24 protein-coding genes are annotated in these 25,516 nt (G+C 68.0%); 21 read left to right on the top strand and 3 right to left on the bottom strand.

Features of this window, described 5'->3' with window-relative positions; translation table 11 throughout:
• Positions 1-35: 35 nt before the first annotated feature.
• Positions 36-344 carry a hypothetical protein gene (locus F1C58_RS08230; protein WP_185200670.1) on the bottom strand — a complete coding sequence of 103 codons (309 nt, stop codon included), beginning with the start codon at positions 342-344 and terminating at the stop codon, positions 36-38.
• Between the two features lie 180 nt (positions 345-524).
• On the opposite strand from F1C58_RS08230, the gene F1C58_RS08225 reads away from it, so the two are divergent.
• The 19 genes from F1C58_RS08225 (at position 525) to F1C58_RS08135 (ending at position 20,067) form a co-directional block, all read left to right on the top strand.
• Positions 525-965, top strand: a complete 441-nt coding sequence (locus F1C58_RS08225; RefSeq protein WP_185200669.1) for a type II 3-dehydroquinate dehydratase — start codon at positions 525-527, stop codon at positions 963-965.
• 77 nt (positions 966-1,042) lie between these two features.
• Entirely contained in the window at positions 1,043-1,603 is a 561-nt protein-coding gene (gene efp / locus F1C58_RS08220; protein ID WP_185200668.1) for an elongation factor P, read from the top strand.
• On the top strand, positions 1,603-2,016 hold the full coding sequence (gene nusB / locus F1C58_RS08215) for a transcription antitermination factor NusB (RefSeq protein ID WP_185200667.1): 414 nt from the start codon (positions 1,603-1,605) through the stop codon (positions 2,014-2,016). Before efp ends, nusB begins: the two co-directional genes overlap by 1 nt.
• Before the next feature lie 115 nt (positions 2,017-2,131).
• Positions 2,132-2,671: a bifunctional pyr operon transcriptional regulator/uracil phosphoribosyltransferase PyrR gene (gene pyrR / locus F1C58_RS08210; protein WP_185200666.1), complete on the top strand. Its 540-nt coding sequence runs from the start codon at positions 2,132-2,134 to the stop codon at positions 2,669-2,671.
• Positions 2,668-3,618 carry an aspartate carbamoyltransferase catalytic subunit gene (locus F1C58_RS08205; protein ID WP_185200665.1) on the top strand — a complete coding sequence of 317 codons (951 nt, stop codon included), beginning with the start codon at positions 2,668-2,670 and terminating at the stop codon, positions 3,616-3,618. The genes pyrR and F1C58_RS08205 overlap by 4 nt, the downstream gene beginning before the upstream one ends.
• A complete protein-coding gene (locus tag F1C58_RS08200; protein WP_185200664.1) occupies positions 3,615-4,964 on the top strand; it encodes a dihydroorotase in 1,350 nt (449 codons plus the stop codon). The genes F1C58_RS08205 and F1C58_RS08200 overlap by 4 nt, the downstream gene beginning before the upstream one ends.
• Entirely contained in the window at positions 4,957-5,472 is a 516-nt protein-coding gene (locus F1C58_RS08195) for a hypothetical protein (RefSeq protein ID WP_185200663.1), read from the top strand. The genes F1C58_RS08200 and F1C58_RS08195 overlap by 8 nt, the downstream gene beginning before the upstream one ends.
• Positions 5,469-6,641 (top strand): glutamine-hydrolyzing carbamoyl-phosphate synthase small subunit, encoded by a 1,173-nt coding sequence (gene carA / locus F1C58_RS08190; RefSeq protein ID WP_185200662.1) that lies wholly within the window; start codon positions 5,469-5,471, stop codon positions 6,639-6,641. The genes F1C58_RS08195 and carA overlap by 4 nt, the downstream gene beginning before the upstream one ends.
• Complete coding sequence (carB, locus tag F1C58_RS08185; RefSeq protein ID WP_185200661.1) at positions 6,641-9,958, top strand: carbamoyl-phosphate synthase large subunit; 3,318 nt, start codon at positions 6,641-6,643, stop codon at positions 9,956-9,958. The genes carA and carB overlap by 1 nt, the downstream gene beginning before the upstream one ends.
• On the top strand, positions 9,951-10,853 hold the full coding sequence (gene pyrF, locus F1C58_RS08180) for an orotidine-5'-phosphate decarboxylase (RefSeq protein ID WP_255461025.1): 903 nt from the start codon (positions 9,951-9,953) through the stop codon (positions 10,851-10,853). The genes carB and pyrF overlap by 8 nt, the downstream gene beginning before the upstream one ends.
• Positions 10,841-11,764: a guanylate kinase gene (gene gmk / locus F1C58_RS08175; RefSeq protein ID WP_185200660.1), complete on the top strand. Its 924-nt coding sequence runs from the start codon at positions 10,841-10,843 to the stop codon at positions 11,762-11,764. The genes pyrF and gmk overlap by 13 nt, the downstream gene beginning before the upstream one ends.
• Positions 11,757-12,023 carry a DNA-directed RNA polymerase subunit omega gene (gene rpoZ / locus F1C58_RS08170; protein WP_185200659.1) on the top strand — a complete coding sequence of 89 codons (267 nt, stop codon included), beginning with the start codon at positions 11,757-11,759 and terminating at the stop codon, positions 12,021-12,023. The genes gmk and rpoZ overlap by 8 nt, the downstream gene beginning before the upstream one ends.
• A 47-nt stretch (positions 12,024-12,070) precedes the next feature.
• Positions 12,071-13,261, top strand: coding sequence for a bifunctional phosphopantothenoylcysteine decarboxylase/phosphopantothenate--cysteine ligase CoaBC (coaBC, locus tag F1C58_RS08165; protein WP_185200658.1), 1,191 nt, complete (start codon positions 12,071-12,073; stop codon positions 13,259-13,261).
• Positions 13,262-13,315: 54 nt separating this feature from the next.
• Positions 13,316-14,524 (top strand): methionine adenosyltransferase, encoded by a 1,209-nt coding sequence (gene metK / locus F1C58_RS08160; RefSeq protein ID WP_185200657.1) that lies wholly within the window; start codon positions 13,316-13,318, stop codon positions 14,522-14,524.
• 20 nt (positions 14,525-14,544) lie between these two features.
• Positions 14,545-16,557 (top strand): primosomal protein N', encoded by a 2,013-nt coding sequence (locus F1C58_RS08155; protein WP_185200656.1) that lies wholly within the window; start codon positions 14,545-14,547, stop codon positions 16,555-16,557.
• Between the two features lie 35 nt (positions 16,558-16,592).
• Positions 16,593-17,513 (top strand): methionyl-tRNA formyltransferase, encoded by a 921-nt coding sequence (fmt, locus tag F1C58_RS08150; RefSeq protein ID WP_185204062.1) that lies wholly within the window; start codon positions 16,593-16,595, stop codon positions 17,511-17,513.
• Positions 17,510-18,940 (top strand): RsmB/NOP family class I SAM-dependent RNA methyltransferase, encoded by a 1,431-nt coding sequence (locus F1C58_RS08145; protein ID WP_185200655.1) that lies wholly within the window; start codon positions 17,510-17,512, stop codon positions 18,938-18,940. Before fmt ends, F1C58_RS08145 begins: the two co-directional genes overlap by 4 nt.
• A gap of 54 nt (positions 18,941-18,994) precedes the next feature.
• Positions 18,995-19,657, top strand: a complete 663-nt coding sequence (gene rpe, locus F1C58_RS08140; RefSeq protein ID WP_185200654.1) for a ribulose-phosphate 3-epimerase — start codon at positions 18,995-18,997, stop codon at positions 19,655-19,657.
• Positions 19,658-19,692: 35 nt separating this feature from the next.
• Positions 19,693-20,067: an FKBP-type peptidyl-prolyl cis-trans isomerase gene (locus F1C58_RS08135; RefSeq protein ID WP_185200653.1), complete on the top strand. Its 375-nt coding sequence runs from the start codon at positions 19,693-19,695 to the stop codon at positions 20,065-20,067.
• A gap of 60 nt (positions 20,068-20,127) precedes the next feature.
• On the opposite strand, the gene F1C58_RS08130 is transcribed toward F1C58_RS08135, so the two are convergent.
• Both F1C58_RS08130 and F1C58_RS16965 read right to left on the bottom strand, forming a co-directional pair.
• Positions 20,128-21,312: a molybdopterin molybdotransferase MoeA gene (locus tag F1C58_RS08130; protein ID WP_185200652.1), complete on the bottom strand. Its 1,185-nt coding sequence runs from the start codon at positions 21,310-21,312 to the stop codon at positions 20,128-20,130.
• Positions 21,309-22,229 carry a DUF6457 domain-containing protein gene (locus F1C58_RS16965; protein ID WP_185200651.1) on the bottom strand — a complete coding sequence of 307 codons (921 nt, stop codon included), beginning with the start codon at positions 22,227-22,229 and terminating at the stop codon, positions 21,309-21,311. The genes F1C58_RS08130 and F1C58_RS16965 overlap by 4 nt, the downstream gene beginning before the upstream one ends.
• A gap of 96 nt (positions 22,230-22,325) precedes the next feature.
• Here F1C58_RS16965 and fdhD point away from each other — a divergent pair, with 96 nt between their 5' ends.
• On the top strand, positions 22,326-23,198 hold the full coding sequence (fdhD, locus tag F1C58_RS08120) for a formate dehydrogenase accessory sulfurtransferase FdhD (RefSeq protein ID WP_185200650.1): 873 nt from the start codon (positions 22,326-22,328) through the stop codon (positions 23,196-23,198).
• Entirely contained in the window at positions 23,195-25,516 is a 2,322-nt protein-coding gene (locus tag F1C58_RS08115) for an FdhF/YdeP family oxidoreductase (RefSeq protein ID WP_185200649.1), read from the top strand. The genes fdhD and F1C58_RS08115 overlap by 4 nt, the downstream gene beginning before the upstream one ends.

Raw genomic sequence — 25,516 nt, 5'->3', positions numbered from 1 at the left:
GAGTGGGCGCGATCACCCGGAACGCCGGCGGATGCTCAGCCGCCGAGCAGCCGCGCGCGAGCCGCGGCATGCTCTTCTGCGGTGATCGCGCCTTTGCTGAGGAGCGCATCCAGTTCGAGCAGGCGGCTCTCGAGTGATTTCGCCGGCGTGAGCGCCTCACTGTCGAGCAGCTTCACGGCGAGGTCCGCCTGCAGGCTCAGCGGATCGTGCCCCGAGTTGCGCACGCGAGCCGCGTTGCGGATGGTCAGGGCGATGGTAACGACGAAGCCGACGATCACTACCGTAGCGACGATGCCGAAGATGACTCCGAAGGAAGTCGAGAATCCGTCTTGTTCAAATCCCATGACCCCATTCTGGCGGGCGGGGCTCGTTCTGCCGGTGGAGGCCGGGAAGGACACGCCGCCACCGGTTGCCGACACTCCGCATCGGTCGGAGATTCTGAGCTGTGGGCGCGCTCGGGCCTCGGGCTCGCAATACCCCGAGCCAGCCGCGACCACCGGACCGTGACCGCTAGGCTCGACGCCATGGTCAGCATCCTCGTTCTCAACGGCCCGAACCTCGGCCGGCTCGGAAGCCGCGAACCGGATGTCTACGGCAGCGGAACCCTCGAAGACCTGCGGACCGCGCTCGATCGAGAGGCTCCCCCCGGGCACGCGATCGACCTGCGGCAGACCAACGACGAGGCCGAGCTGATCGGCTGGCTCTACGAGGCCGTCGACACGGCGAGCCCGGTCATCCTCAATCCGGCGGCATTCACGCACTATTCCTACGCGCTTCGGGATGCCGCAGCTTTGGTGACCACAGCCGGGCTGATTCTCGTGGAGGTGCACCTCTCCAACCCCCATGCCCGTGAGGAATTCCGGCACACCAGCGTCATCTCGGGGGTAGCGACCGGGGTGATCGCCGGATTCGGATTCGACTCCTACCTGCTCGCTCTCGATGCGATCAACCGCAAACTCGGCTAGACGGTAGACTCACTAGCTGGTTTCCCCGCGCGCGAGCGCTGAATACTCTCATCTCCAGATCGAACGGATTTACAGTCATGGCCTCAACCGCTGACATCAGGAACGGCGTCGTTCTCAACATGGACGGCCAGCTCTGGACCGTTATCGACTTCCAGCACGTGAAGCCAGGCAAGGGTGGCGCGTTCGTGCGCACCAAGGTGAAGAACGTCATGAGCGGCAAGGTCGTCGACCGCACGTTCAACGCGGGAGCGAAGATCGAGACCGAGACTGTCGACCGCTCGGAGTTCCAGTACCTCTACGCCGACGGCGAGAACTACGTCTTCATGGATGTCGGCAACTACGACCAGATCACGCTCACCGCTCCGCAGGTGGGGGATGCCGCGAACTTCATGCTCGAGAACCAGAACGTGACCATCGCGCTGCACAACGGCGACCCGCTCTACGTCGAGCTGCCGGCATCGGTCACTCTCGAGATCACCTATACCGAGCCCGGCCTTCAGGGCGACCGCTCCACGGGTGGCACGAAGCCGGCCACTGTCGAGACCGGCTACCAGATCCAGGTTCCGCTGTTCCTCGAGCAGGGCACGAAGGTCAAGGTCGACACCCGCGACGGCAGCTACCTCGGTCGCGTCAACTAGTGGGAGCTCGAACCAAGGCACGCAAGCGCGCGATCGACCTGTTGTACGGCGCCGACCTGCGCGAGATCTCCCTGAACGCGGCGATCGCGCTAGAGGCGGACCGGGCGAAGAGCGAACCCGACCGCTGGAACTCCTGGGTCTACGCCCGCACCATCGTCGAGGGGATCGGCGAGCACGGCGACGAGATCGACGAGCTCATCGAGACCTATGCGCAGGGCTGGACCATCAACCGGATGCCCGTCACCGACCGCGCGATCGTTCGCATCGGCATCTGGGAGCTGCTCTTCAACGACGAGATCCCCGACAGCGTGGCGATCTCCGAGGCCGTCGAGGCGGCGAAGTCGCTCAGTACCGAGGACTCCGCCGGCTTCGTGAACGGGCTGCTCGGTCGCATCGCCCAGACCCGCGCCTGACTCGCACTCGCACTCGTCCGAGTCCGCGGTTTCGCCCGCGATCGCGACGCGCGGTATAGTCGTCACCAATAGCCATCCTTAAATTCCGTCCAGAGAGGCGGGGAAGGAGGTCGGATTGCCCGCACGCACTGTGCTGCAGCACGCTGACATCACCCGGGCGTTGACTCGGATCTCGCACGAGATCCTCGAGTCCAACCGGGGGCCGGACAACCTCGTCATCCTGGGCATCCCGACGCGTGGAGTGGTGCTCGCCACTCGTATCGGCCGGCTCCTCGCCGAGATCTCCGGCACGCCGGTGCCGACCGGGGCGCTCGATGTCACCATGTTCCGCGACGATCTCGGTCGCAATCCCACTCGCGTCCCCTCGCCGACCCAGGTGCCGGCCGGCGGGATCGACGGCACGACAGTAGTGCTCGTCGACGATGTGCTCTACTCCGGCCGCACGATCCGCGCGGCACTCGACGCTCTCGGCGGCATCGGTCGGCCGGCGATCGTGAGGCTCGCGACGCTCATCGATCGCGGTCATCGCGAGCTGCCGATCCGTCCCGATTTCGTGGGCAAGAATCTGCCGTCTTCCCAGAATGAGCGCATCAACGTGCACCTGCAGGAGATCGATGGCGACGAGTTCGTCTCCATCGAAGAGGCGACCGCGTGAAGCACCTGCTGAGCACCCGCGACCTCTCCAGAGACGAGGCGATTGCCATCCTCGATGTCGCCGAGGACATGGCGGAGGTGGCGGACCGCGAGGTGCGCAAGCTCCCGGCCCTTCGCGGCAAGACCGTCGTGAACCTCTTCTTCGAGGATTCCACCCGCACCCGCATCTCGTTCGAGGCCGCAGCGAAGCGCCTGTCCGCCGACGTGATCAACTTCAGCGCCAAGGGATCGAGCGTGTCGAAGGGGGAGAGCCTCAAGGACACCGCGCAGACTCTCGCCGCGATCGGAGCCGATGCCGTCGTCATCCGCCATGGGTCGTCTGGGGCCCCGCGAGTGCTCGCCGACTCCGGCTGGATCGACGCCCCGGTGATCAACGCCGGCGACGGCACCCACGAGCATCCGACCCAGGCGCTGCTCGACGCGTTCACGATCCGCCGCCGGCTCCACGGCGCCGCATCGCGAGGGCGCGCCCTCGACGGGGTGAGCGTGACGATCGTGGGCGATATTCTCCACTCGCGCGTCGCGCGCTCCAATGCCTGGCTGCTGACCACCCTCGGGGCGAGCGTCACCTTCGTCGCGCCGGCCACCCTGCTGCCCATCGGAGTCGAGAACTGGCCGGTGGCCGTGCTCTACGACCTCGACCTCGCTCTGCGATCGTCGCCCGACGTGGTGATGATGCTGCGCATCCAGGGCGAGCGGATGCACGCCGCATACTTCCCGAGCGCGAGGGAGTACTCGCGCATCTGGGGACTCGACGACGCGCGGCTCGCCATGCTGGCCGCCGATACGATGGTGATGCATCCCGGACCGATGAATCGGGGGCTGGAGATCTCGGCGGGCGCCGCCGACTCGCCGCGCTCCACAGTGCTCGAACAGGTCGCCAACGGGGTGTCTATCCGGATGGCCGTGCTCTATCTCACGCTGTCCGGCGAGGGAGGAAAGCAATGACCGAGACCATCCTGGTGAGGGCGGCGACTCTCGTGGACGGCACGAGCACCGACATCCTGGTTCGTGACGGGCACATCGCCGAGCTCGGCCGGGCGATCTTCGCCTCAGCGGATCGGCTCATCGACGGCGCCGGCCTGATCGCCCTCCCCGGCCTCGTCGACCTGCACACCCACCTGCGCGAGCCCGGGTTCGAGCAGAGCGAGACCGTACTGAGCGGTTCGCGCGCGGCCGCGATCGGCGGATTCACTGCGGTGCACGCCATGGCGAACACCTCACCGGTCGCCGACACGGCCGGTGTCGTCGAGCAGGTGATGTCCCTCGGTGACCGCCACGGCTACGTGACGGTGCGGCCGATCGGAGCCGTCACCCGCGGCCTGGAAGGCCAACAGCTCAGCGAGATCGGGGCGATGGCGAACAGCCGCGCCCGCGTCCGGGTGTTCTCCGACGACGGCAAGTGCGTCTCCGATCCGCTGCTGATGCGGCGTGCGCTCGAATATGTGAAGACCTTCGGCGGAGTCATCGCCCAGCACGCCCAGGAGCCCCGCCTCACCGAGGGTGCCCAGATGAACGAGGGCACACTCTCCGGCGAACTGGGGCTGGCCGGTTGGCCGGCCGTGGCCGAAGAGGCGATCATCGCCCGCGACGTGCTCCTCGCCCAGCACGTGGGAGCCCGCCTGCACGTGTGCCACCTGTCCACCGCCGGGTCTGTCGAGGTCGTGCGCTGGGCGAAGGCGCGCGGCATCGACGTGACGGCCGAGGTCACACCACATCACCTTCTACTCACCGAGCAGCTGGCGGCGAGTTACGACTCGCGCTACAAGGTGAACCCCCCGCTGCGCCGGGACGAGGATGTGCGCGCCGTGCGCGAGGGACTCGCCGACGGCACCATCGACATCGTCGCCACCGACCATGCGCCGCATCCGGTCGAGGCGAAGGACTGCGAGTGGGAGGCAGCCGCCTTTGGGATGGTCGGCCTCGAGTCCGCCCTCAGCGTGGTGCAGGCCTCCGTCGTGGACACCGGGCTGCTCGACTGGGCCGATGTCGCCCGGGTCTTCTCCCGTACCCCGGCGGCGATCGGACAGCTCGAGGGCTACGAGCGGGGAATCGCGGTCGGCGCTCCGGCATCTTTCACGCTCTACGATCCGAGCGTGAGCCGGGTCTTCGACACGGCACAGCTGCGGGGCAAGGGGCTCAATTCTCCCTTCCTCGCCACGAGCCTTCCCGGACGGGTCGTGACCACGATCCACCGGGGCTACGCCACAGTGCTCGACGGCGAACTGGTCGATCCGGAGGCGGTCGCCGCGGCGGCTCGCGCGTTCGACCAGGCGGGAGCCCGCAATGGATAGGACGACCTCCACGGCGATCGTCATCGCCGTCATCGTGCTCGCCCTCGCCGGCATGGTGATCGGGTGGCGCGGCAGGCAGAGGCGGCAAGCCCACCTGCCCCGACCGGATGCCGTTCCCGCCGATCCCGGCACAGAACTGTTCAGCGCAGAGGCGTTCTACGTCGCCACCACCATGGCGGACGACGAACTCAACCGGGTCGCCGTCGCCGGCCTCGGATTCCGCGCTCGGGCCACGGTGACGGTGACGGATTCGGGAATCATCCTCTCCCGTGCCGGCACGGCCGAGACTTTCATCGCCACAGCCGCCCTGCGCGGCGTCGACCGCGCCACCTACACGATCGACCGTGTCGTCGAGAAGGGCGGTCTCGTTCGACTCGCCTGGACGCTCGGCACGACCCCGGTGGACAGTTATCTCCGACTCACCGATCCGGTGGACGCCGTCGCGCTCATCGACGTCGTGACCCCCCTGCTCCCCACTCCCGTTCCCCTGGAAGGCGACGCCACGTGAAGCGTTTCGACCCCGCAGTACTCGTTCTCGAAGATGGCACCCGCTACGACGGACACGCCTATGGTGCCCACGGTACGACCCTCGGCGAAGCGGTCTTCGCCACCGGCATGACCGGCTACCAGGAGACGATCACCGATCCCTCCTACGCCGGGCAGATCGTGCTCATGACGGCCCCCCACATCGGCAACACCGGGGTGAACGACGAGGATCCGGAATCACGTCGCATCTGGGTGGCCGGGTTCGCCGTTCGCGACCCTTCTCGCATCGTCTCGAACTTCCGCGCCGACGGGAGCCTCGACGACCAGCTCGTCTCCGAGGGGATCGTCGGCATCAGCGGAATCGACACCCGCGCCGCGACCCTGCACCTGCGCGACTCCGGTGCGATGCGGTCCGGCATCTTCTCCGGTCCGGATGCCACGATCGATCCCGGACAACAGCTGGCGATCGTGCGTGGAGGCGCCGGGATGTCCGGTCTCAACCTCTCCGCCCAGGTCTCGGTCACCGAGCGGGTCACGATCCCCGCCGAGGGGGAGCGGATCGGGTCGGTCGCAGTGCTCGACCTCGGAGTGAAGAACGCGACGCTGGGATACCTCTCCGCCCGCGGTCTCGAGGTGCACGTGCTTCCCCAGGATGTGACGATCGACGAGCTCCTCGCCCTTGAACCCAATGCCGTGTTCTATTCCAACGGACCGGGCGACCCCGCGGCATCCGAAGCCCATGTCGCGCTGCTGCAGGCCGTGCTTCGCGAGGGACTGCCGTTCTTCGGCATCTGCTTCGGCAACCAGCTGCTCGGCCGAGCCCTCGGCCTCGGCACCTACAAGCTGCCCTTCGGCCACCGCGGCATCAACCAGCCCGTCGTCGACCGGGCGACCGGCCGGGTCGAGATCACCTCGCACAACCACGGATTCGCCGTCGAGGCGCCCCTCGACGGGCCGTTCGAGTCCCCTGCCGGATTCGGCCGGGTCGAGGTGAGTCACGTCAACCTCAATGACAACGTGGTGGAGGGGCTCAACGCCCTCGACATCCCCGCCTTCTCGGTGCAGTACCACCCCGAGGCGGCGGCCGGTCCGCACGATGCCAACTACCTCTTCGACCGGTTCCGTGATCTCGTGGTCGACCACCTGCACGAGACCTCCAGCCCCGCCACCGACCAGACGGAGAGCAACTAATGCCCAAGCGCGACGACATCAATTCGGTGCTCGTGATCGGCTCCGGCCCGATCGTGATCGGCCAAGCCTGCGAGTTCGACTACTCCGGCACCCAGGCGTGCCGGGTGCTGCGCGAGGAGGGGGTGCGGGTCATCCTGATCAACTCCAACCCCGCCACGATCATGACCGACCCCGACTTCGCCGACGCCACCTACGTGGAGCCCATCACCTGGCAGGTCATCGAGACGATCATCGCCAAGGAGCGTCCGGATGCGATCCTGCCGACCCTGGGCGGCCAGACCGCGCTCAACGCGGCCATCGACCTCCACCATCACGGCATCCTCGAGAAATACGACGTCGAGTTGATCGGCGCGAACTTCGAGGCCATCAACAAGGGCGAGGATCGTCAGATCTTCAAGCAGCTGGTGCTGGAGTGCGGCGCCGACGTCGCCCGTTCGCACATCGCCCACACGGTCGACGAGGCCATCGAGTTCGCGAAGGACCTCGGCTATCCGCTCGTCGTGCGACCGTCCTTCACAATGGGCGGCCTCGGCTCCGGCTTCGCGTACACCGAAGCCGAACTCGTGCGTATCGTCGGAGACGGCCTGCACCAGAGCCCGACGACCGAGGTGCTGCTCGAGGAGTCGATCCTCGGCTGGAAGGAATACGAGCTCGAGTTGATGCGGGATACCGCCGACAACACCGTCGTGGTCTGTTCGATCGAGAACGTCGACCCGGTCGGAGTACATACCGGCGACTCCATCACCGTCGCCCCGGCTCTCACGCTCACCGACCGCGAGTACCAGAACCTGCGCGACATCGGCATCGACATCATCCGGGCCGTTGGCGTCGACACGGGGGGATGCAACATCCAGTTCGCCATCGACCCGGCCAACGGGCGTGTCATCGTGATCGAGATGAACCCGCGGGTCTCCCGTTCGAGCGCCCTCGCCTCGAAGGCCACCGGATTCCCGATCGCGAAGATCGCGGCCAAGCTCGCCATCGGCTACCGGCTCGACGAGATCCCCAACGACATCACCAAGGTGACCCCGGCCTCCTTCGAGCCGACCCTCGACTACGTGGTCGTCAAGGTGCCACGGTTCGCATTCGAGAAGTTCCCGGCGGCGGATGCCACCCTCACCACCACCATGAAGTCGGTCGGCGAGGCCATGGCCATCGGGCGCAACTACTCGACCGCCTTGCAGAAGGCCCTCCGCTCGCTCGAGAAGCGTGGGAGCAGCTTCCACTGGGACGGCGAGCCCGGCGACAAGGATGCCCTCCTGGCGATCGCGGCAGTACCGACCGACGGTCGGATCGTCACGGTGCAGCAGGCACTGCGGGCCGGAGCGTCGATCGAGGAGGTCTTCGAGTCGACCAAGATCGACCCCTGGTTCATCGACCAGATCGTGCTCATCAATGAGGTGGCGATGGAAATTGCAGGCGAGATCGGCTCCGTCCGGGCTCTGGATGCGTCGCTCCTCCGTCTCGCGAAGGACCACGGCTTCAGCGACATCCAGATCGCCGCACTGCGCGGGATGACCGAGGATGAGGTGCGCAGCATCCGCCACGCCTTCGGGGTTCGCCCCGTCTTCAAGACCGTGGATACCTGCGCCGGAGAATTCCCCGCGCTCACCCCGTACCACTACTCGAGCTATGACCAGGAGACCGAGGTGCGGCCGAGCGGACGCCGCAAGGTCGTCATTCTCGGATCAGGCCCCAACCGCATCGGCCAGGGTGTCGAGTTCGACTACTCCTGCGTGCACGCCTCCTTCGCGCTGTCGGATGCCGGCTACGAGACGATCATGATCAATTGCAACCCGGAGACCGTCTCGACCGACTACGACACCAGCGACCGGCTCTACTTCGAGCCACTCACCCTCGAGGACGTGCTCGAAGTGATCCACGCCGAGAGTCAGAGCGGCGAGCTCGTCGGGGTCGTCGTGCAGCTCGGCGGCCAGACCGCACTCGGTCTCGCAAAGGGCCTCAAAGCCAACGGTGTGACGATCCTCGGAACCACCCCCGAAGCCATCGACCTCGCGGAGGAGCGAGGCCTGTTCCAGGGCATCCTGGATGCCGCGGGGCTCGTCTCTCCCCGGAACGGCACGGCCTACGACTACCGGGGCGCCGTGACCGTCGCCGAGGAGATCGGCTACCCGGTGCTCGTGCGGCCCTCGTATGTGCTGGGCGGGCGCGGCATGGAGATCGTCTACGACAGCCCCTCGCTCGCCGACTACTTCGAACGGGTCGCGGGGCAGGGCATCGTCGGCCCGGATCACCCCCTACTCGTGGACAGGTTCCTCGACGACGCCGTCGAGATCGACATCGACGCACTCTACGACGGCGAGGAACTCTACGTCGGCGGCGTGATGGAGCATATCGAGGAGGCGGGCATCCACTCGGGGGACTCGAGTTGCACACTGCCGCCGGTCACCCTCGGACGGGACCAGATCGAGCGAGTGGTCGAGGCGACGCACGCGATCGCCCGGGGCATCGGGGTACGCGGCCTCATCAACGTGCAGTTCGCGATCGGTGCCGGGGTGCTCTACGTGCTCGAGGCGAACCCGCGCGCCAGTCGCACGGTCCCCTTCGTCGCGAAGGCGCTCGGCCTGCCGATCGCGAAAGCGGCCTCGCTGATCATGGTGGGTCAGAGCATCCGCTCCCTGGTCGAATCCGGCATGCTCCCCGCAGCCGATGGCTCGGTCGTTCCGATGGACTCGCCCGTGGCAGTGAAGGAAGCCGTGCTGCCGTTCAAACGGTTCCGCACTGCCGAGGGACTCATCGTCGACTCGGTGCTCGGCCCGGAGATGCGCTCGACCGGAGAGGTCATGGGCATCGACTCCAACTTTCCCAAGGCCTTCGCGAAGAGCCAGGAGGCGGCCTACGGCGGGCTGCCGACCAGCGGGAGCGTCTTCGTCTCGGTCGCGGATCGCGACAAGCGTGCGATCATCCTGCCCGTGCTGCGGCTCCAGCAGCTCGGCTTCACCATCCTGGCGACGATCGGCACGGCAGAGATCCTGGCGCGAAACGGCATCACCGCGGGGGTCGTGCGCAAATACGACCAGGGTGATGTGTCGATCGAGGGGGAGCCCTCGATCGTCGACCTGATCAACCGGTCGCAGGTGGACATCGTGATCAACACGCCAAGCGGCCGGAGCGCCCGGGTGGACGGCTACGAGATCCGCGCGGCCGCCGTCGCCGCGGACCTTCCGCTCTTCACCACGATCGCCCAGCTCGGTGCGGCCGTCGCGTCGATCGAGTCGATCCGCGACGGGTTCGACGTCAAGTCCCTGCAGGACTACGCGAGCGAACGGGCAGAGCGGCTGGCCGCCCTTGTCTGACCTGCCGGCAGCGTCCTTCGGCGACCGGCTCGTCAACGCCTTCGATCGCTACGGGCAGTTGTGCGTGGGGATCGATCCGCACCCGTACCTTCTGGAACGGTGGGGACTCGAAGATGATGCCGCCGGCCTCCGCCGGTTCGGGCTGCGGGTGGTCGAGGCCGCCGCCGGCACCGTGGGCATCATCAAGCCCCAGGTCGCGTTCTTCGAGAGGCACGGCTCGGCGGGATTTGCGGCGCTGGAGAGCATTCTGCAATCGGCCCGCGAAGCGGGACTGCTGGTGATCGCGGATGCGAAACGCGGTGACCTCGGCACGAGCGTCGAGGCCTACGGCCAGGCGTGGTTCTCGCAGGGAAGCCCACTCGAAGTGGATGCCCTCACCCTCACTGCCTACATGGGCCTCGGCTCGATCGAAGCACCGATGACCCTCGCGGAGAAGCGGGGAAAGGGCGTGTTCGTGCTCGCCGCGACCTCCAATCCCGAGGCGCATTCCCTGCAGACCGCCCGGATTTCTTCCGGATCGCATGCCGGTCAGACGGTCGCGTCCAGTATCGTCACTGGGGTGGGTGAGTGGAATTCTTCAGGGGGAACGGGCACGACCGTGGTTGACGCGCCGGTGCGAGTGGTCGGTTCGATCGGCCTCGTGCTCGGCGCCACAGTCGACTTCACCGAGTTCGATCTCGACCTCGACGCCATCGCCGCCATGCCATCCTCGCCGGTGCTCGCACCGGGATTCGGTCACCAGGGTGCGCAGTTCGGCGATCTCGCCCGGCTGTACGGTGCCGCTGCCCCCGTCACGATCGTGAGCGCCTCCCGCAGCATCCTCGAAGCCGGCCCTTCAGGCGTCACCGAAGCAATCCGTGTGCAGGCCGCGGAGGTGTTCGCGTGCCGCGCGTAGCTCCGCCCGAGGTCGACCGCGTCGCGGCGGCGCACGCCGCCGTCGCCGCCCGGCGGGCCAGGGCATCCGTCAAACTCGCCGTCCATGACCGGGTGCGCAGTGCGGTGGATGTCGTCGAGACCGCCTGGGCGGATCCTTCGGCGACCGCAGAGGCGAGCCTGCGCGTGCGCGAACTGCTGACCAGCATCCCGACTCTCGGCCCGACCCGTGCCGCGAAGGCCATGGACCAACTCGGGATCGCCGAGTCGAAGCGGGTTGGCGGACTTGGCGTACGCCAGCGCCGCAAACTCGTGGAATGGCTCGCCCATCGCGAGCACCGGGACAGCCCGGACCTCGCTCGTCTCGTGGTTCTCGCCGGCCCGACCGCCGTTGGTAAGGGCACCGTCTCCACCTACATCAGGGAGAACTACCCGGATGTGCACCTCTCGGTCTCCGCGACTACCCGCGCGCCGCGCGCGGGCGAGGTGCACGGCGTCAACTACTACTTCGTGAGCGATGCCGACTTCGACCGGCTCATCGAGACGGGCCAGATGCTCGAGACGGCCACCGTGCACAACGCCTTCCGCTACGGAACCCCCCGTGCGCCGATCGACGAAGCCCTCGCCGCGGGAAAGAGCGTGCTGCTCGAGATCGACCTGCAGGGGGCGCGGTCGGTTCGAGAGGTCATGCCAGAAGCCGTGCTGGTCTTCCTCCTGCCTCCCACCTGGGACGAACTCGTGCGTCGCCTCATCGGCCGGGGCACGGAGGACTCGGCGGAACAGCAGCGTCGACTCGAGACCGCGAAGATCGAATTGGCCGCCCAGGACGAGTTCGATCACCGGGTCGTCAACTCCGAAGTGAGCGCCGCCGCCCGCGAAGTCGTAGACTTGATGGCAATCCCCAAAAACAACAGGAGTTTTACGCATGGTTGAACGCGCCAAAGGCATCATCGATCCGCCCATCGACGAACTGCTGTCGAAGGTCGACTCGAAGTATGCACTGGTGATCTTCGCTTCCAAGCGTGCTCGCCAGATCAACGACTACTACGCCGACCTCCACGAAGGCAGCCTGTTCGACAACGTCGGACCGCTGGTCGACTCCACCATCGACGACAAGCCCCTCTCCGTCGCGATGCATGAGATCAACGAGGACAAGCTCGTCGTCAAGGCCCTCGCCGAGCCCGTCGAGTAGCTTCCGCAGTCTCTTCTGGTGCTCGAACCCGTCGGAGGGGTGGCCAGGTGAATATCGTCGTCGGTGTCACCGGTGGCATTGCGGCCTATAAGGCCGTGAACGTGATTCGTGGGCTGGTGCTCCTCGGCCATGATGTGCACGTCGTCGCGACGGAGGCGGCACTGCGCTTCGTCGGGAAGCCGACGCTCGAGGCCATCAGCCGCAACATCGTGCACACCGATCTCTACGAGGGTGTCGCCGAGGTGCGACACGTGGCGATCGGGCAGGCTGCCGAGCTCATCGTGATCGCTCCGGCAACCGCGAACACCATCGCGAAACTCGCCTCGGGTCTCGCCGACGATCTTCTCGGAAACACGGTGCTCGCGAGTCGCGCACCCGTGGTCATCGCTCCGGCGATGCACACCGAGATGTGGCAGCATCCGGCGACGGTGCACAACATCGCTGTGCTCCGCTCTCGCGGTGTGACCGTCGTCGGCCCCGCCGTCGGGCAACTCACCGGCGCCGACTCCGGCCCCGGTCGCCTCGAGGAGCCCGACGAGATCGTGCGGGCGGCCCTCGCGGTGTTGGAGCCGAAGGATCTCGTGGGCCGGCGCATCCTCGTCTCGGCGGGAGGAACCCGTGAGGCGCTCGACCCCGTGCGCTACCTTGGCAACCGGTCGAGCGGGAAACAGGGAGTCGCCCTCGCCCTCGCCGCCGCCGCGCGCGGTGCGGAAGTGACTCTCGTCGGAGCGAACCTCGAGGTGGACACGCCCGCGTCCATGCGGGTGGTGCACGTCGGTTCGACGTTGGAGCTCGCGACGGCGATGCAGGATGCCGCTCCGGAGGCCGACGTGGTGATCATGGCCGCAGCGGTGGCGGACTATCGTCCCGAATCCGTGGCCGACGCGAAGATCAAGAAGGAGATCGCTGGTGACCGGCTCACGCTCCAGTTGGTGAAGAATCCCGACGTCCTCGCCGGGCTCGCCGAGAACCGGGGCGCCGGCCAGGTCATTGTCGGTTTCGCGGCGGAGACCGAGCAGGACCGCGATGCGCTGGTCGCGCTCGGCCGGGCGAAGATCGCGAGGAAGGGCAGCGACCTTCTCGTCCTCAACAGGGTCGGTTGGACCGAGGGTTTCGGCACTGACGGCAACACGGTAATCGTTCTCGACAGGCTCGGAGATATAGTGATGGAGGCCACCGGGAGCAAGCAGACGGTGGCCGATCGCATCCTCGATGCCGTGGTCGCGCGCTTCGCCTGATCCCGGCCCGAGACCGCCATTCGCCCCCCGAACGACCTCCACGCTGGGAACACCATGAGCGCCGCATCCACAACGCCACTCCGCCTGTTCACCTCCGAGTCGGTGACGGAGGGCCACCCCGACAAGATCTGCGACCAGATCTCGGACAGCATCCTCGACGCCTTGCTCACAGTGGATCCGAACAGCCGCGTCGCGGTCGAGACCCTCGTGACCACCGGCCTCGTGCACGTCGCCGGCGAGGTCACCACCTCCGGTTACGTCGACATCCCCTCGATCGTGCGCGACCGCATCTGGAATATCGGCTACAACTCGTCCGATGTCTGGTTCGACGGCAGGTCCTGCGGAGTCTCGGTGTCGATCGGTGGCCAGTCGCCCGACATCGCGCAGGGCGTCGATGACGCCTTCGAGAGCCGCGAGGAGTCGAGCATCGACGACCTCGACCGGCAGGGCGCGGGTGACCAGGGCATCATGTTCGGCTACGCGACCACCGAGACTCCAGAACTCATGCCCGTGCCCATCTGGCTCGCGCACCGCCTCGCCGAGCGTCTCGCCGAGGTGCGCAAGTCCGGCATGGTCGACTACCTCCGCCCAGACGGCAAGACCCAGGTGACGGTCGGGTACGACGGAATCGTGCCGCGCACCGTCGAGACCGTCGTGCTCTCCACGCAGCACTCGCCGAAGGTCAGCACCGAGATGTTGCGCGCGGAGATCGAGGAGCTCGTCATCCGACCGGTACTCGAGCGGGTAGGACTCGACAGCCTGGACGCTCGCGTGCTGATCAATCCCACCGGTCGGTTCGAGATCGGGGGTCCGCAGGGCGACGCCGGCCTCACCGGTCGCAAGATCATCGTGGACACGTACGGGGGAGCGAGCAGGCACGGCGGGGGAGCCTTCAGCGGCAAGGACCCCTCTAAGGTCGACCGCTCGGCGGCCTACGCCATGCGGTGGGTGGCGAAGAACCTCGTCGCCGCCGGCCTCGCCGACCGTCTCGAGGTGCAGGTCGCCTACGCCATCGGCAAGGCCGCGCCGGTGGGGCTCTACGTCGAATCGTTCGGCACGGCTCATGTCGACGAGGCCACGATCATCGAGGCGATCCGCCAGGTCTTCGACCTGCGCCCGGCCGCGATCATCCGGGACCTCGACCTGCTGCGTCCCATCTACGCCGCCACCTCGACCTACGGCCATTTCGGGCGCGAACTGCCCGAATTCACGTGGGAGAAGCTGGACCGGGTCGACGCTCTGCGCAGCCTGGCCGGCCTGTAGAAGCGGGCACCGTCCTCGCCATGGACGAGGTGCCGGGCACGACGACCCCGCGAGTCGCGCGGGTGCTCATCGACTCCCCGCTGCCGCAGCTCGACAGGCTCTTCGACTACAGCATCCCTGCCGCCATGGTGGCGGATGCCCAGCCGGGCGTTCGGGTGCGGGTTCCCCTCCGCTCGATCGGGCGCATCGCCGACGGATTCATCGTGGAGGTGACGGGGGCAGGGGACTTCGCTGGCACCCTGAGCGAGCTGGAGGACGTGGTCTCCTCCGCGAGGGTGTTGTCGCCCGAAGTGTGGATGCTCGCGCGGCGGCTCGCCGACCGCGCCGCGGGGAATGCGAGCGACATCGTGAGGCTCGCCGTGCCGAAGAGGCAGGTGCGGGTGGAGAAGGCGTGGCTGCTGGATGCCCACGATGATGCGGATGCCGATGCCGTGGTGCCCCTTCCGGTGCCTGGTTTCGATACCGATCGGATCGACCTGGCGCTCGCGACGGGCGGACGCCTCGCGGTGGACGCCGTTCCCCGGGTGGTGGAAGTGCGCACGGTGGGGGACGTCGCACCGCGTTGGGTGGGCCACTGGGCCACCACCATGGCCGCGAGCGCCACGAGGGCACTGGCGGCAGGCGGATCCGCGATCCTCGCCGTGCCCGACTACCGGGACCAGGAGCAATTGGTGACCGCTCTGCGCGCGGTGCTGCCGGCGGACCGGATCGTGCACCTGGATGCCCGGCAGTCCAATCCCGATCGCTATCGCGCGCTGCTGGCCTGCCTCGGTGACACGCCGCTCGCCATCGTCGGCAACCGTTCCGTGCTGTATGCCCCGGCGGCCAGGCTCGGCCTGATGGCCATCTGGGACGAGGGAGATCCGCTTCACAACGAGCCGCTGAGTCCCTACGTGCATGCCCGAGACATCGCCCTTGTACGCCAGGAATTGCAGGGTTCCGCGCTCTTCTTCCTGTCCCACGCGCGCAGCACGGAGGTGGAGCGACTTGTCGAAGTCGGCTGGCTCGATGAGCTCACCGCCGTTCGCCCGGTTCCACCGAAAGTGCTTCCCACGGCGCAGCAGCAGTCCCAGGATCGCCTGGCGGCACAGGCTCGCATCCCTTCCTCCGCGTGGCGGGAAGCGCGCGCCGCCCTCGAACACGGACCCGTGCTCGTGCAGGTGGCCCGGCCCGGTTACGCGCCGCGCCTTGCCTGTGCGAGCTGCGGGAATACGGCCCGCTGCCAGCGCTGCGAGGGTCCGCTGCGCCTCAAGACCGCTCGCTCGACGCCCTCGTGCTCCTGGTGCGGCAAACTCGCCACGGACTGGAGCTGCGCGAACTGTGCGGGCACGACATTCCGGATGGTCGGACAGGGTACCGGACGCACCGCGGAGGACCTCGGCCGTGCTTTCCCCGGGGTTCGGATCATCATCGCCGACGGGGACCGCCCGATCCTCTCGGTCGACGCCGAGCCTGCTCTCGTCATCGCCACCCGCGGAGCCGAACCCATCGCCGCCGGCGGCTATCGGGCAGTCCTCCTGCTCGATGGCGAGCGGATGGTGGCGCGGGAGAGCCTCCGCGTCGGTGAGGACTGTCTCCGCTGGTGGGCCAACGCGATCGCCCTCGCGGCACCGGGGGCGACCACGGTGCTGGTGGGGGTCGGCGGGGCACTGGCATCCGCCCTCGCCACCTGGAGGCGTGCGGACTACCTCCGGTCCGAACTTGCCGACCGCCGCACTCTCCGCTTCCCTCCCGCGGTTCGGGTGGCTACCGTCACCGGAACACCGGAGACGGTGCAGGCCGCGGTCGGCGCCATCCAGGGCATCGACCGGGTGGATGTGCTCGGTCCGGTGGAGACGGCGGACGGCGGTGTCCGGGCCATCGTGCGATTCGATTACGGCGAGGGCGCTGCCGTCGCGTCCGGCCTTCGGGCGGAGGTGATCCGGGCGGCGACGTCCCGTCGCAAGCGAGCCGGCGGCGCAACGGGGCGGGTCGCCCTGCCTACACTGAGAGTGCGTTTCGACGACGCACTGTCTTTCGACAGCCCCGAGTAGCCACCCTTCAACGAACGAGTTCCTCCATGTCCGACCTGGTCATCGTCTTCGCCGGAAGCCCGGCGGCCGCTGTGCCGAGCCTGCAGGCCCTCACGGCGAGTCGCCACGAGGTCGCCGCGGTTCTGACCCGTGATGACTCCCCCCAGGGACGTCGCCGGCAACTCACCCCGACCGCGGTGGCCTCCGCCGCCGCAGAACTCGGCCTGCCCATCATCCGGGTCAACCGTCTTGCCGGACCCGCGACAGCCGAGGTCACGGCCATCAGACCAGACCTCGGAGTGATCGTGGCCTACGGCGGCCTCGTTCGCGAGCCGCTGCTCTCGGTGCCCCGGCTCGGATGGATCAACCTCCACTTCTCGCTGCTGCCCCGGTGGCGTGGCGCGGCGCCGGTGCAACGGGCGATCATCGCCGGTGACGAGGTGACGGGGGCCTCCGTCTTCCAGCTCGTGCCCGAACTCGATGCCGGTGACGTGTTCGGCCAGTTCACCCAGGCGATCGGCGCCCACGAAACCGCCGGGCATCTGCTCGACTCGCTGGCGGTGAGCGGCGCGGAGCTGCTGGTGCGGGTGGTGGATGCGATCGCGGACGGCATCGCACGGGCCGAGCCCCAGGTCGGTGACGTGACTCTCGCGCCAAAACTCGAGCTCGCCGACGCCCGACTGGACTTCGCCGAGCACGCCTCCACGGTGTTCGATCGCCTGCGCGGGGTCACCCCGGAGCCCGGGGCTTTCACCCAGGTCGACGATGTGCGCGTCAAGATCCTCGAGGCGGCGATCGTGCGCGATCAGCCGTCCCTCGCCCCCGGCCAGCTCGAACTCCGTGACGGACGGGTACTGGTGGGCAGCGCGAGCGATCCGCTCGAGCTGGTGTCGGTCCATCCGGCCGGCAAGAAGCCGATGAAGGCCGCCGACTGGTGGCGCGGTCGCCCGGCCGGATCCGGAACGGTGGCGCGATGAGCGACCGTCGCCCGGCCCGCGGTTCCCGCACGCCAGAGCCCCCGTCCCGCGTGCAGCCCGCCCGGCGGATCGCCCTCGACGTGATCATGGCGGTGCGCGAGACGGATGCCTACGCCAACCTCCTGCTGCCGGTGAAGCTCGAGCGTGCTCGCCTGAACCCGCAGGATGCCGCCCTCGCGACGGAACTCACCTACGGCACGCTGCGTCAGCAGGGCTACTACGACGCGGTGATCGAGCTCGCCGCCGGGCGCTCCACCGAGGAGATCGATTCGCCCATCCTCGACGTGCTCCGGCTGGGAACGCACCAGTTGCTGTCGATGCGCGTGGCGCAGCATGCGGCGGTCGATGAGGCCGTCTCCCTCGCCAAAGAGGTCGGATCCCGGTCGGCCGCGGGCTTCGTCAACGGAGTCTTGCGCACCATCACGCGGAGCGAGCCATCGGCCTGGCACGACCGGGTGATGGCGAAGCCGCGAAACGACGACGAACGCCTCTCGCTCGAGCACTCGCATCCGCTCTGGATCGTGCGCGCGTTCCGCCAGGCCCTTGCGGCGGAGGGCCGGGAGGAGGACCTGGAAGACCTGCTGATCGCCGACAACTTCGCCCCGCGGGTGTCATTGGTCGCTCTTCCGGGACTCGCGACGATCTCCGAGATCAGGGGAACCCAGAAGGCGAAGTATTCGCCGGTCGCGGCGGTGAGTGACGGGGGAGACCCCGCCCTCTGGCCGGCGGTACACGAGGGGCGCGCCCGCGTGCAGGACGAGGGATCGCAACTCGCGGCCCTTGCCCTCAGTCGCGCCCGTCCGGTGGTCGCGGGAGAGCGCTGGCTCGACCTGTGCGCGGGGCCGGGAGGCAAGGCCGCGCTGCTCGCCGCGGAAGCCCGTGAGGGCGGGGCGATTCTCGTCGCGAACGAGATCACCCCCGCGCGTGCCGAGCTGGTGCGCAAGGCGCTTGCCGTATTTCCCGATCCTCCGCAGGTTCTGGTGCAGGATGGCACGCTCTTCGGCGACCGGATGCCGCAGCAGTTCGACCGCATCCTGCTCGATGCTCCCTGCACCGGGCTCGGTGCGCTCCGTCGCCGCCCGGAGGCGCGCTGGCGCAAGCAGCCGAGCGATGTTGCGGACCTCACGGGGCTGCAGATCGCGCTTCTCGAGTCCGGGCTCGCCGCTCTGAAGCCCGGCGGGATCCTCGCCTTCGTCACCTGTTCGCCGCACTTGGCCGAGACGAAGGTCGTCGTGGAGACGGTTCTGCGCCGCAGCCCCGGTGTCTCTCGGGTCGACACCGTCGCCGTGCTCGCGGCTGTCACCAAGCGCGAGCTCGACCTTGGCGACTCGGCCGACGACGGGCACGTGCAACTCTGGCCCCATCGACACGGCACCGACGCCATGTTCATCTGCCTGCTGGAGAAGGCCCCAGCCGCCGAGGCCTGACTCACAGCTCGTCGAGATCCCCGGCGCCGCAGCGCTCCGTCTAGGCTGACGCAGGTGACCGTACGAATCAATCCGAGCATCCTCACCGCTGATTTCGCGAACCTCGAGCACGAGCTCGGTCGCATCGCGACCGCCGACCTGGTGCACGTCGACGTCATGGACAACCATTTCGTGCCGAATCTCACGTTCGGTCCGCGCATGGTCGAATCCCTGCAGCGGGTCTCGCCCCTGCCGCTCGACATCCATTTGATGATCGACGATCCCGACCGCTGGGCTCCCGGTTACGCCGAGGTCGGCGCCTACTCGGTCACGTTCCATGCCGAGGCGGCGGCGGATGCCGTCGGCCTCGCGCGGCGCCTTCGCGCTATCGGCGCCCGAGCCGGGATCGCCGTGAAGCCGGGCACGGGAATCGAGCCGTATCTCGAGCTGCTTCCCGAGTTCGACCAGGTGCTCGTGATGACCGTGGAGCCGGGCTTCGGCGGCCAGTCGTTCATCGACGCGACGATGCCGAAACTGGTCGCTCTTCGCGCCGCCGTCGCGGCATCCGGTCTCGATGTCTGGTTGCAGGTGGATGGCGGCATCACGGTGAACACGATCGAGATCGCCGCCGAGGCCGGAGCAGACACCTTCGTCGCCGGCTCGAGTGTGTTCAACGTGGGGGAGCCGGTCGAACAGATCGCGCTGCTGCGAGCGGCAGCATCCGCACACTCCCACTGAACGGGCGGGCTCGCCGACTCTGCTTGAATTGACCCATGACTGAGTTCAACAAGACCAAGCCAGAAATCGAGTTCTACGAGGGTGACGCGCCCGCCGAGTTGGTGTCGATCGACATCGAGGTCGGCACCGGGGACGAGGCGAAGACCGGCGACAAGGTCGACGTGCACTACCTCGGCGTCGACTTCGAATCCGGCGAGGAGTTCGACTCCTCTTGGAGCCGCGGACAGTCCGTCGACTTCCCGCTGCGCTCCCTCATCGCCGGCTGGCAAGAGGGCATCCCCGGCATGAAGGTCGGCGGCCGCCGCCAGCTGATCGTGCCTCCCGCCCTCGCCTATGGCGCAGCGGGGTCCGGCCACCGGCTCTCCGGCCGCACGTTGATCTTCGTGATCGACCTGCTCGGCGTCAGCTAGAACACCCGGCATTCCGCCCTGTCCCGCGGGCAGGGCGGATGCCCTGGCGTGGCGCGCGCGTCATCGCCAGGGCAGTGGGACGGTCTCTACCCGGTCTCCGGCGCCGACGCCACCCGGGGGGACCACGAGTACTCCATCGGCATCCGCGAGCCCGCGCATCATGCCGGAGCCGAGCCACGGGTTCGCAACGCCCCGTCCGTCCACGGTGCGGAATGGCACGAGGATGCTGGAGGCGTCGCGTCCCTCGATCCGATCCGCAGACTCCACCCGGCCGAGCGCGGAGGCGCGCCCCTGAAGACCGGCCAGGAGCGGTACCGCGAGGGTGAGGAGTCCCATCATCGCGGCGAGAGGGTTGCCCGGTAGACCGAGCACCAGGCGGCCGTCGGGCATCCGGGCGAGCGTCGTCGGTCCTCCCGGGCGCATGGCGACCCGGTGCACAAGGAACTCCGCGTCGAGGGACCGCAGCGCGGCACGCAGGTGATCCGAGGCGGAGTCACCGGTGCCGCCGGTGGTGACGACCACGTCGATGGAACCCGAGTGCTCCTCAAGCCCTTCGACTGTCGCGGCGAAGTCGTCGCGCACGCGCTGTTGAGAGACGACCTCGGCGCCGAGCATCCTCAGAACGCCGGGCAGCTGGGGACCGAAACTGTCGCGCACCCGACCCGGACCGGGGATACCGTGCTCGTCGACCTCGTCCCCGGTGAGAAGCAGGAGCACCCGCGGGCGTCGGATCACGTCGAGACGATCGTGCCCGCAGCCTGCCGCAAGAGCGATGTGCGCCGGGTTGAGCAGCGTTCCCGCCGAGACGACGATCTCGCCGCAGCGGGCCTCCCGTCCCGGCATCCGGATGTGTTGTCCGGGATGGGGCTCGCCTGTGGACGAGGTCGACGCGAGCACAGCTTCGGCGACGATGCCGCTCTCGCTTCGGAGCACGGCATCGGCGCCCGGGGGCACCAGGCCGCCGGTGACGATCGTCGCGGCGAACCCGGGATCGAGCGTCGACTCGCCCGTGAGGCGCCAGGGACCGGTGCCACTGACCGCCCAGCCGTCCATCGCCGAGGACGCGTAGTGCGGCACATCGCTCAGCGCCAGCAGGTCCCTGGTGAGAATGCGTCCGATCCCGGCCTCGAGCGGCACCGTCTCGGATCGGAGCGCGGATGCCGCGGTCGCCGCGACACCGCGAGCCGCATGCCAGTCGTGGGCGAGCGGGAGGCCGGGCTGTGCGCCGGGGAGATCCGCGATCACCGTCCCTCGGATTTCGCGAGGTGCGTCGCTATCGCCACGGCCCGGCCGAAGGCGGCATCGGCGTCCGCCGCGCCCTTCTCGGCTGCAGCGATCCCGGCGGCATAGCCGACCAGGTAGGTCGTGAGCGGTGCTGCCGGGCGGAGCAGTGCGTGCGCCGCGGTTCCGGCGAGCGCGAGCACGGCGTCGATGTCGACCTCCATCGCTTCGAGGCCGAGGGCCGCGGTGAGTCGATTGCTCCACTCCGACAGCGCAGCGCGCATCGCCTCGTCGTCTCGATCGCTCATGGGCTGTCCTTTCCTGTCGGCGGGCTCCGCTGGTGCCGCACGCTGCGCGATGCCGAAACGCGCGGCATCCGCCCACGTGTCGATGTCGTCGGTCGCACCTTCCGGCATCGGGATCTCGGCGAGGTCGAGTGAGTCGACCAGCGCGCGAACCGAGAGACCGGTGAGGTCCTGCGCCCGCACCGCCGCGCTGAGAGGCCCGTACCGGTAGAGGCCGAGCAGGGGTTGTCGGCGACCTCCGGAGTCGATCGCGAGCACTCCGTCCGTGCCGTCATCGACGTGGGCGAGCAATTCGACCACGGCCTTCGCGCTGTGCGGAAGGTCGCTCGCGAGCACCAGCAGGTTGTCGGGGGACGCCAACCCGAGAGGGCCTCGACCGGCGGGCGCGGCGGTGAGAGCCAGGACGCCGGCTCCGATCGCCGCGGCGGGGCCGCCGAAGGCCGGATACTCCCGGGCGACCATCACACCCGGAGGTATCTCGGAAGGCGTGCCGACGATCACGCGGCGCCGGGCACCGGATGCCGCGTCGAGGGCGCGGGCGAGCAAGGACCTGCCCTCGACCTCTAGCTCGGGCTTCGAGACGCCGTCCAGTCGGGAAGCCCGCCCACCGGCGAGCACGATGGCGTCGAAGATCATGCGTTCAACTCTAGGTCGCGGGCACCGCCCCGGTCGGTACCTGCAATTCGCGTGTGGATCACAGCACCTCCGTGAGACGGGTGGATACTCGAGAGTATGGGCAGAATCACGGTCAGGCGAAGGGTCACCCGCATCACGCTGGGAGAGGGGGCGGTGCGGCGCGAAGACGTGCTCGCCGTCGAGGAGCCGCTGGAGATCCGGGTGGGAGGCAAGGCCCTCGCCATCACCATGCGCACGCCGGGCCACGACTTCGACCTGGCGGCGGGATTCCTCGTCTCCGAAGGGGTCGTCTCGAGCGGCGACCACTTCGCCGCGGCGCGCTATTGCGCGGGAGCGACTGTCGACGGCGAGAACACCTACAACGTGCTGGATGTCACGCTTGGCGCCGGCGTACCGGCGCCGGACCCCAGCCTCGAACGCAATTTCTACACCACGAGTTCCTGTGGACTGTGCGGCAAGGCCAGCATCGATGCGGTGAGGACCCTCTCCGCGTTCACCGTCGCCGACGACCCGCTCGTGGTGGATGCGGAATTGCTTGCGACTTTCCCCGACCGCCTGCGCGCCGGGCAAGACGTCTTCGACAAGACCGGGGGGCTTCATGCTGCCGCACTGTTCGAGGGCGCCACCGGCGAGATGCTGGTGCTGCGCGAAGACGTCGGTCGGCACAATGCGGTCGACAAGGTGGTGGGCTGGGCGCTCACCCAGAACCTCCTGCCGTTGCGTGGCATGGTGCTGATGGTCTCCGGGCGAGCGAGTTTCGAACTCACGCAGAAGGCGTCGATGGCGGGTATCCCGGTGCTCGCCGCGGTCTCTGCGCCCTCGTCCCTCGCCGTCGAACTGGCGAGCGAGGTGGGGATGACTGTCGTCGGCTTCCTGCGCGGACCATCCATGGTCGTGTACAGCGGCGAGCACCGGCTCGGCACAGACACTCCAGCCACGAAGCTCGATGAGGCGGTAGCAGCGAAATGACGAAGAAGCCAGAGTCCACGGAATCCCTGAACCCGGGCCACGACTATCCGGATCTCGAGGTCTCCCCTCCCGAGGACTGGGCCGTCGGGCTCCCGGCGATCTACCACTCGATGGAGCCCGCCATCGTGCAGCTCGGTCTCACGCGCACCGCGAAGCTCATGACCTCGATGAACCAGAAAGACGGGTTCGACTGCATGAGTTGCGCCTGGCCGGATCCCGACAAGCGCAAGACTCTCGAGTTCTGCGAGAACGGCGCCCGCGCTGTCACCTGGGAGGCGACGCCGGTGACCGTTCCCACCAGCTTCTGGGCCGAGAACTCCGTGTCGGACCTCCTGACCAAATCGGAGTACTGGCTCGGGATGCAGGGGCGGCTCACGGAGCCCGTCTACAAGCCGGCGGGAGCCGATCACTACGAGCCGATCTCGTGGGAGAAGGCGTTCTCCCTGCTCGGCGAGCGGTTGCGCGCACTCGATTCGCCGGACAAGGCCGTGTTCTACACGAGCGGGCGCACCGCCAACGAGACGGCTTTCGTCTACCAGCTCTTCGCGCGTGCCTACGGAACCAATAATCTGCCGGACTGCTCGAACATGTGTCACGAGTCGACGAGCCTGGCCCTCGGCGAGGTGATCGGGGTGGGCAAGTCCACGATCGCCTACGACGATTTCGAACGGGCCGACCTGATCATCATCCTCGGCCAGAACCCGGGCACGAATCATCCGCGGATGCTCACCGCTCTCGAGGATGCGAAGAAGAACGGCGCGAAGATCGTGGCGGTGAACCCGCTGCCAGAGGCCGGGCTGATGCGCTACAAGAACCCGCAGAAGGTGCGCGGAATCGTGGGTCGGGGCACCACTCTCGCCGACCAATTCCTGCAGATCCGATCGGGAGGGGACATGGCGCTGCTTCAGGCGCTGTCCAAGCGCGTGCTCGACGCCGAGGCGGCGAAGCCCGGCACCGTGCTCGATCACGACTTCCTCGAGAAGCACAGCTCCGGCCTGGCGGAATTCACCGCGCACCTTGCGGATCTCGATGAGGCGGAGGTTCTCGCGGCGACCGGACTGGACGCCGCAGAGATCGATGAACTGGCCGACCGCTATCTCTCCTCCGACCGGGTGATCATCTCCTGGGCGATGGGGCTCACCCAGCACCGCAACTCCGTCGCCACGCTCAAGGAGATCATCAACCTCCTTCTGCTGCGGGGCAACATCGGCAAACCGGGTGCCGGGGCCTCCCCGATCCGCGGACACAGCAATGTGCAGGGCGACCGCACCATGGGCATCTGGGAGCAGATGAAGCCTCCATTCCTCGATGCGATCGAGGCGGAGTTCGGATTCTCACCCCCGCGGCCGCACGGCATGGATGCCCTGAAGTCGATCGCCGCGATGCAGAAGGGCGAAGTCTCGGTCTTCTTCGCCCTCGGAGGCAACTTCGTCGCCGCACTGTCCGACACCGAGGCGACCGAAGCCGCGATGCGGGGGTGCGATCTCACGGTGCAGGTGTCGACCAAACTCAACCGGTCCCACGCGGTGATCGGGTCGGAGGCGTTGATCCTGCCGACCCTCGGCCGCACCGAGTTCGACCTGCAGAAGTCAGGCCCGCAATTCCTCTCCGTCGAAGACACGGTGTGCGCGGTGCACGCCACCCACGGGAGCGTGCCTCCTGTCGCGCCGGGCCTGCTTTCCGAGGTGTCGATCGTCACCCGACTGGCGACCGCCGTGCTCGGCGACTCCGGGCCGATCGACTGGAATGGGCTGGAGGCCGATTACGACCGCATCCGCGAGCACATCTCGCGGGTCGTGCCGGGCTTCGAGGACTTCAATGAGAAAGTGCGTCGCTCGAGCGGATTCATCCTGCCGAACGGGCCGCGGGACACCCGCAGTTTCGACACCGAGACCGGCAAGGCCATGATCACGGTCAACGAACTCGAGCCGCTCGAGCGCCCGGAAGGCCGGCTCATCCTGCAGACCCTCCGCTCGCATGACCAGTTCAATACGACGATCTACAGCCTGAACGACCGCTACCGCGGCATCAAGAACGGCCGGGACGTCGTGTTCGTCAACCCGGAAGACCTCACGGAGCTCGGGCTCGAAGACGGCCAGAGGGTGGACATCGCGAGCGAGTGGCCGGGGGAGCCCGACCGGTATCTTCGCAACTACCGGGTGGTGTCCTACCCGACGGCGAAGGGCTGTGCCGCCGCGTACTTTCCCGAGGCCAACGTGCTGGTGCCCCTGGCCAGCGCGGCGATCGGCAGCAACACCCCGGTGTCGAAGGCGGTCATCGTGCGGCTCGAGCCCGTGGCATCCGCCAGCACCCGGTAG

It is taken from the genome of Glaciihabitans sp. INWT7 (assembly GCF_014217685.1).
Lineage (GTDB): Bacteria > Actinomycetota > Actinomycetes > Actinomycetales > Microbacteriaceae > Lacisediminihabitans.
Note: the sequence above shows the minus strand (reverse complement) of the source record. Positions and strands in the feature narration are given on the sequence as shown.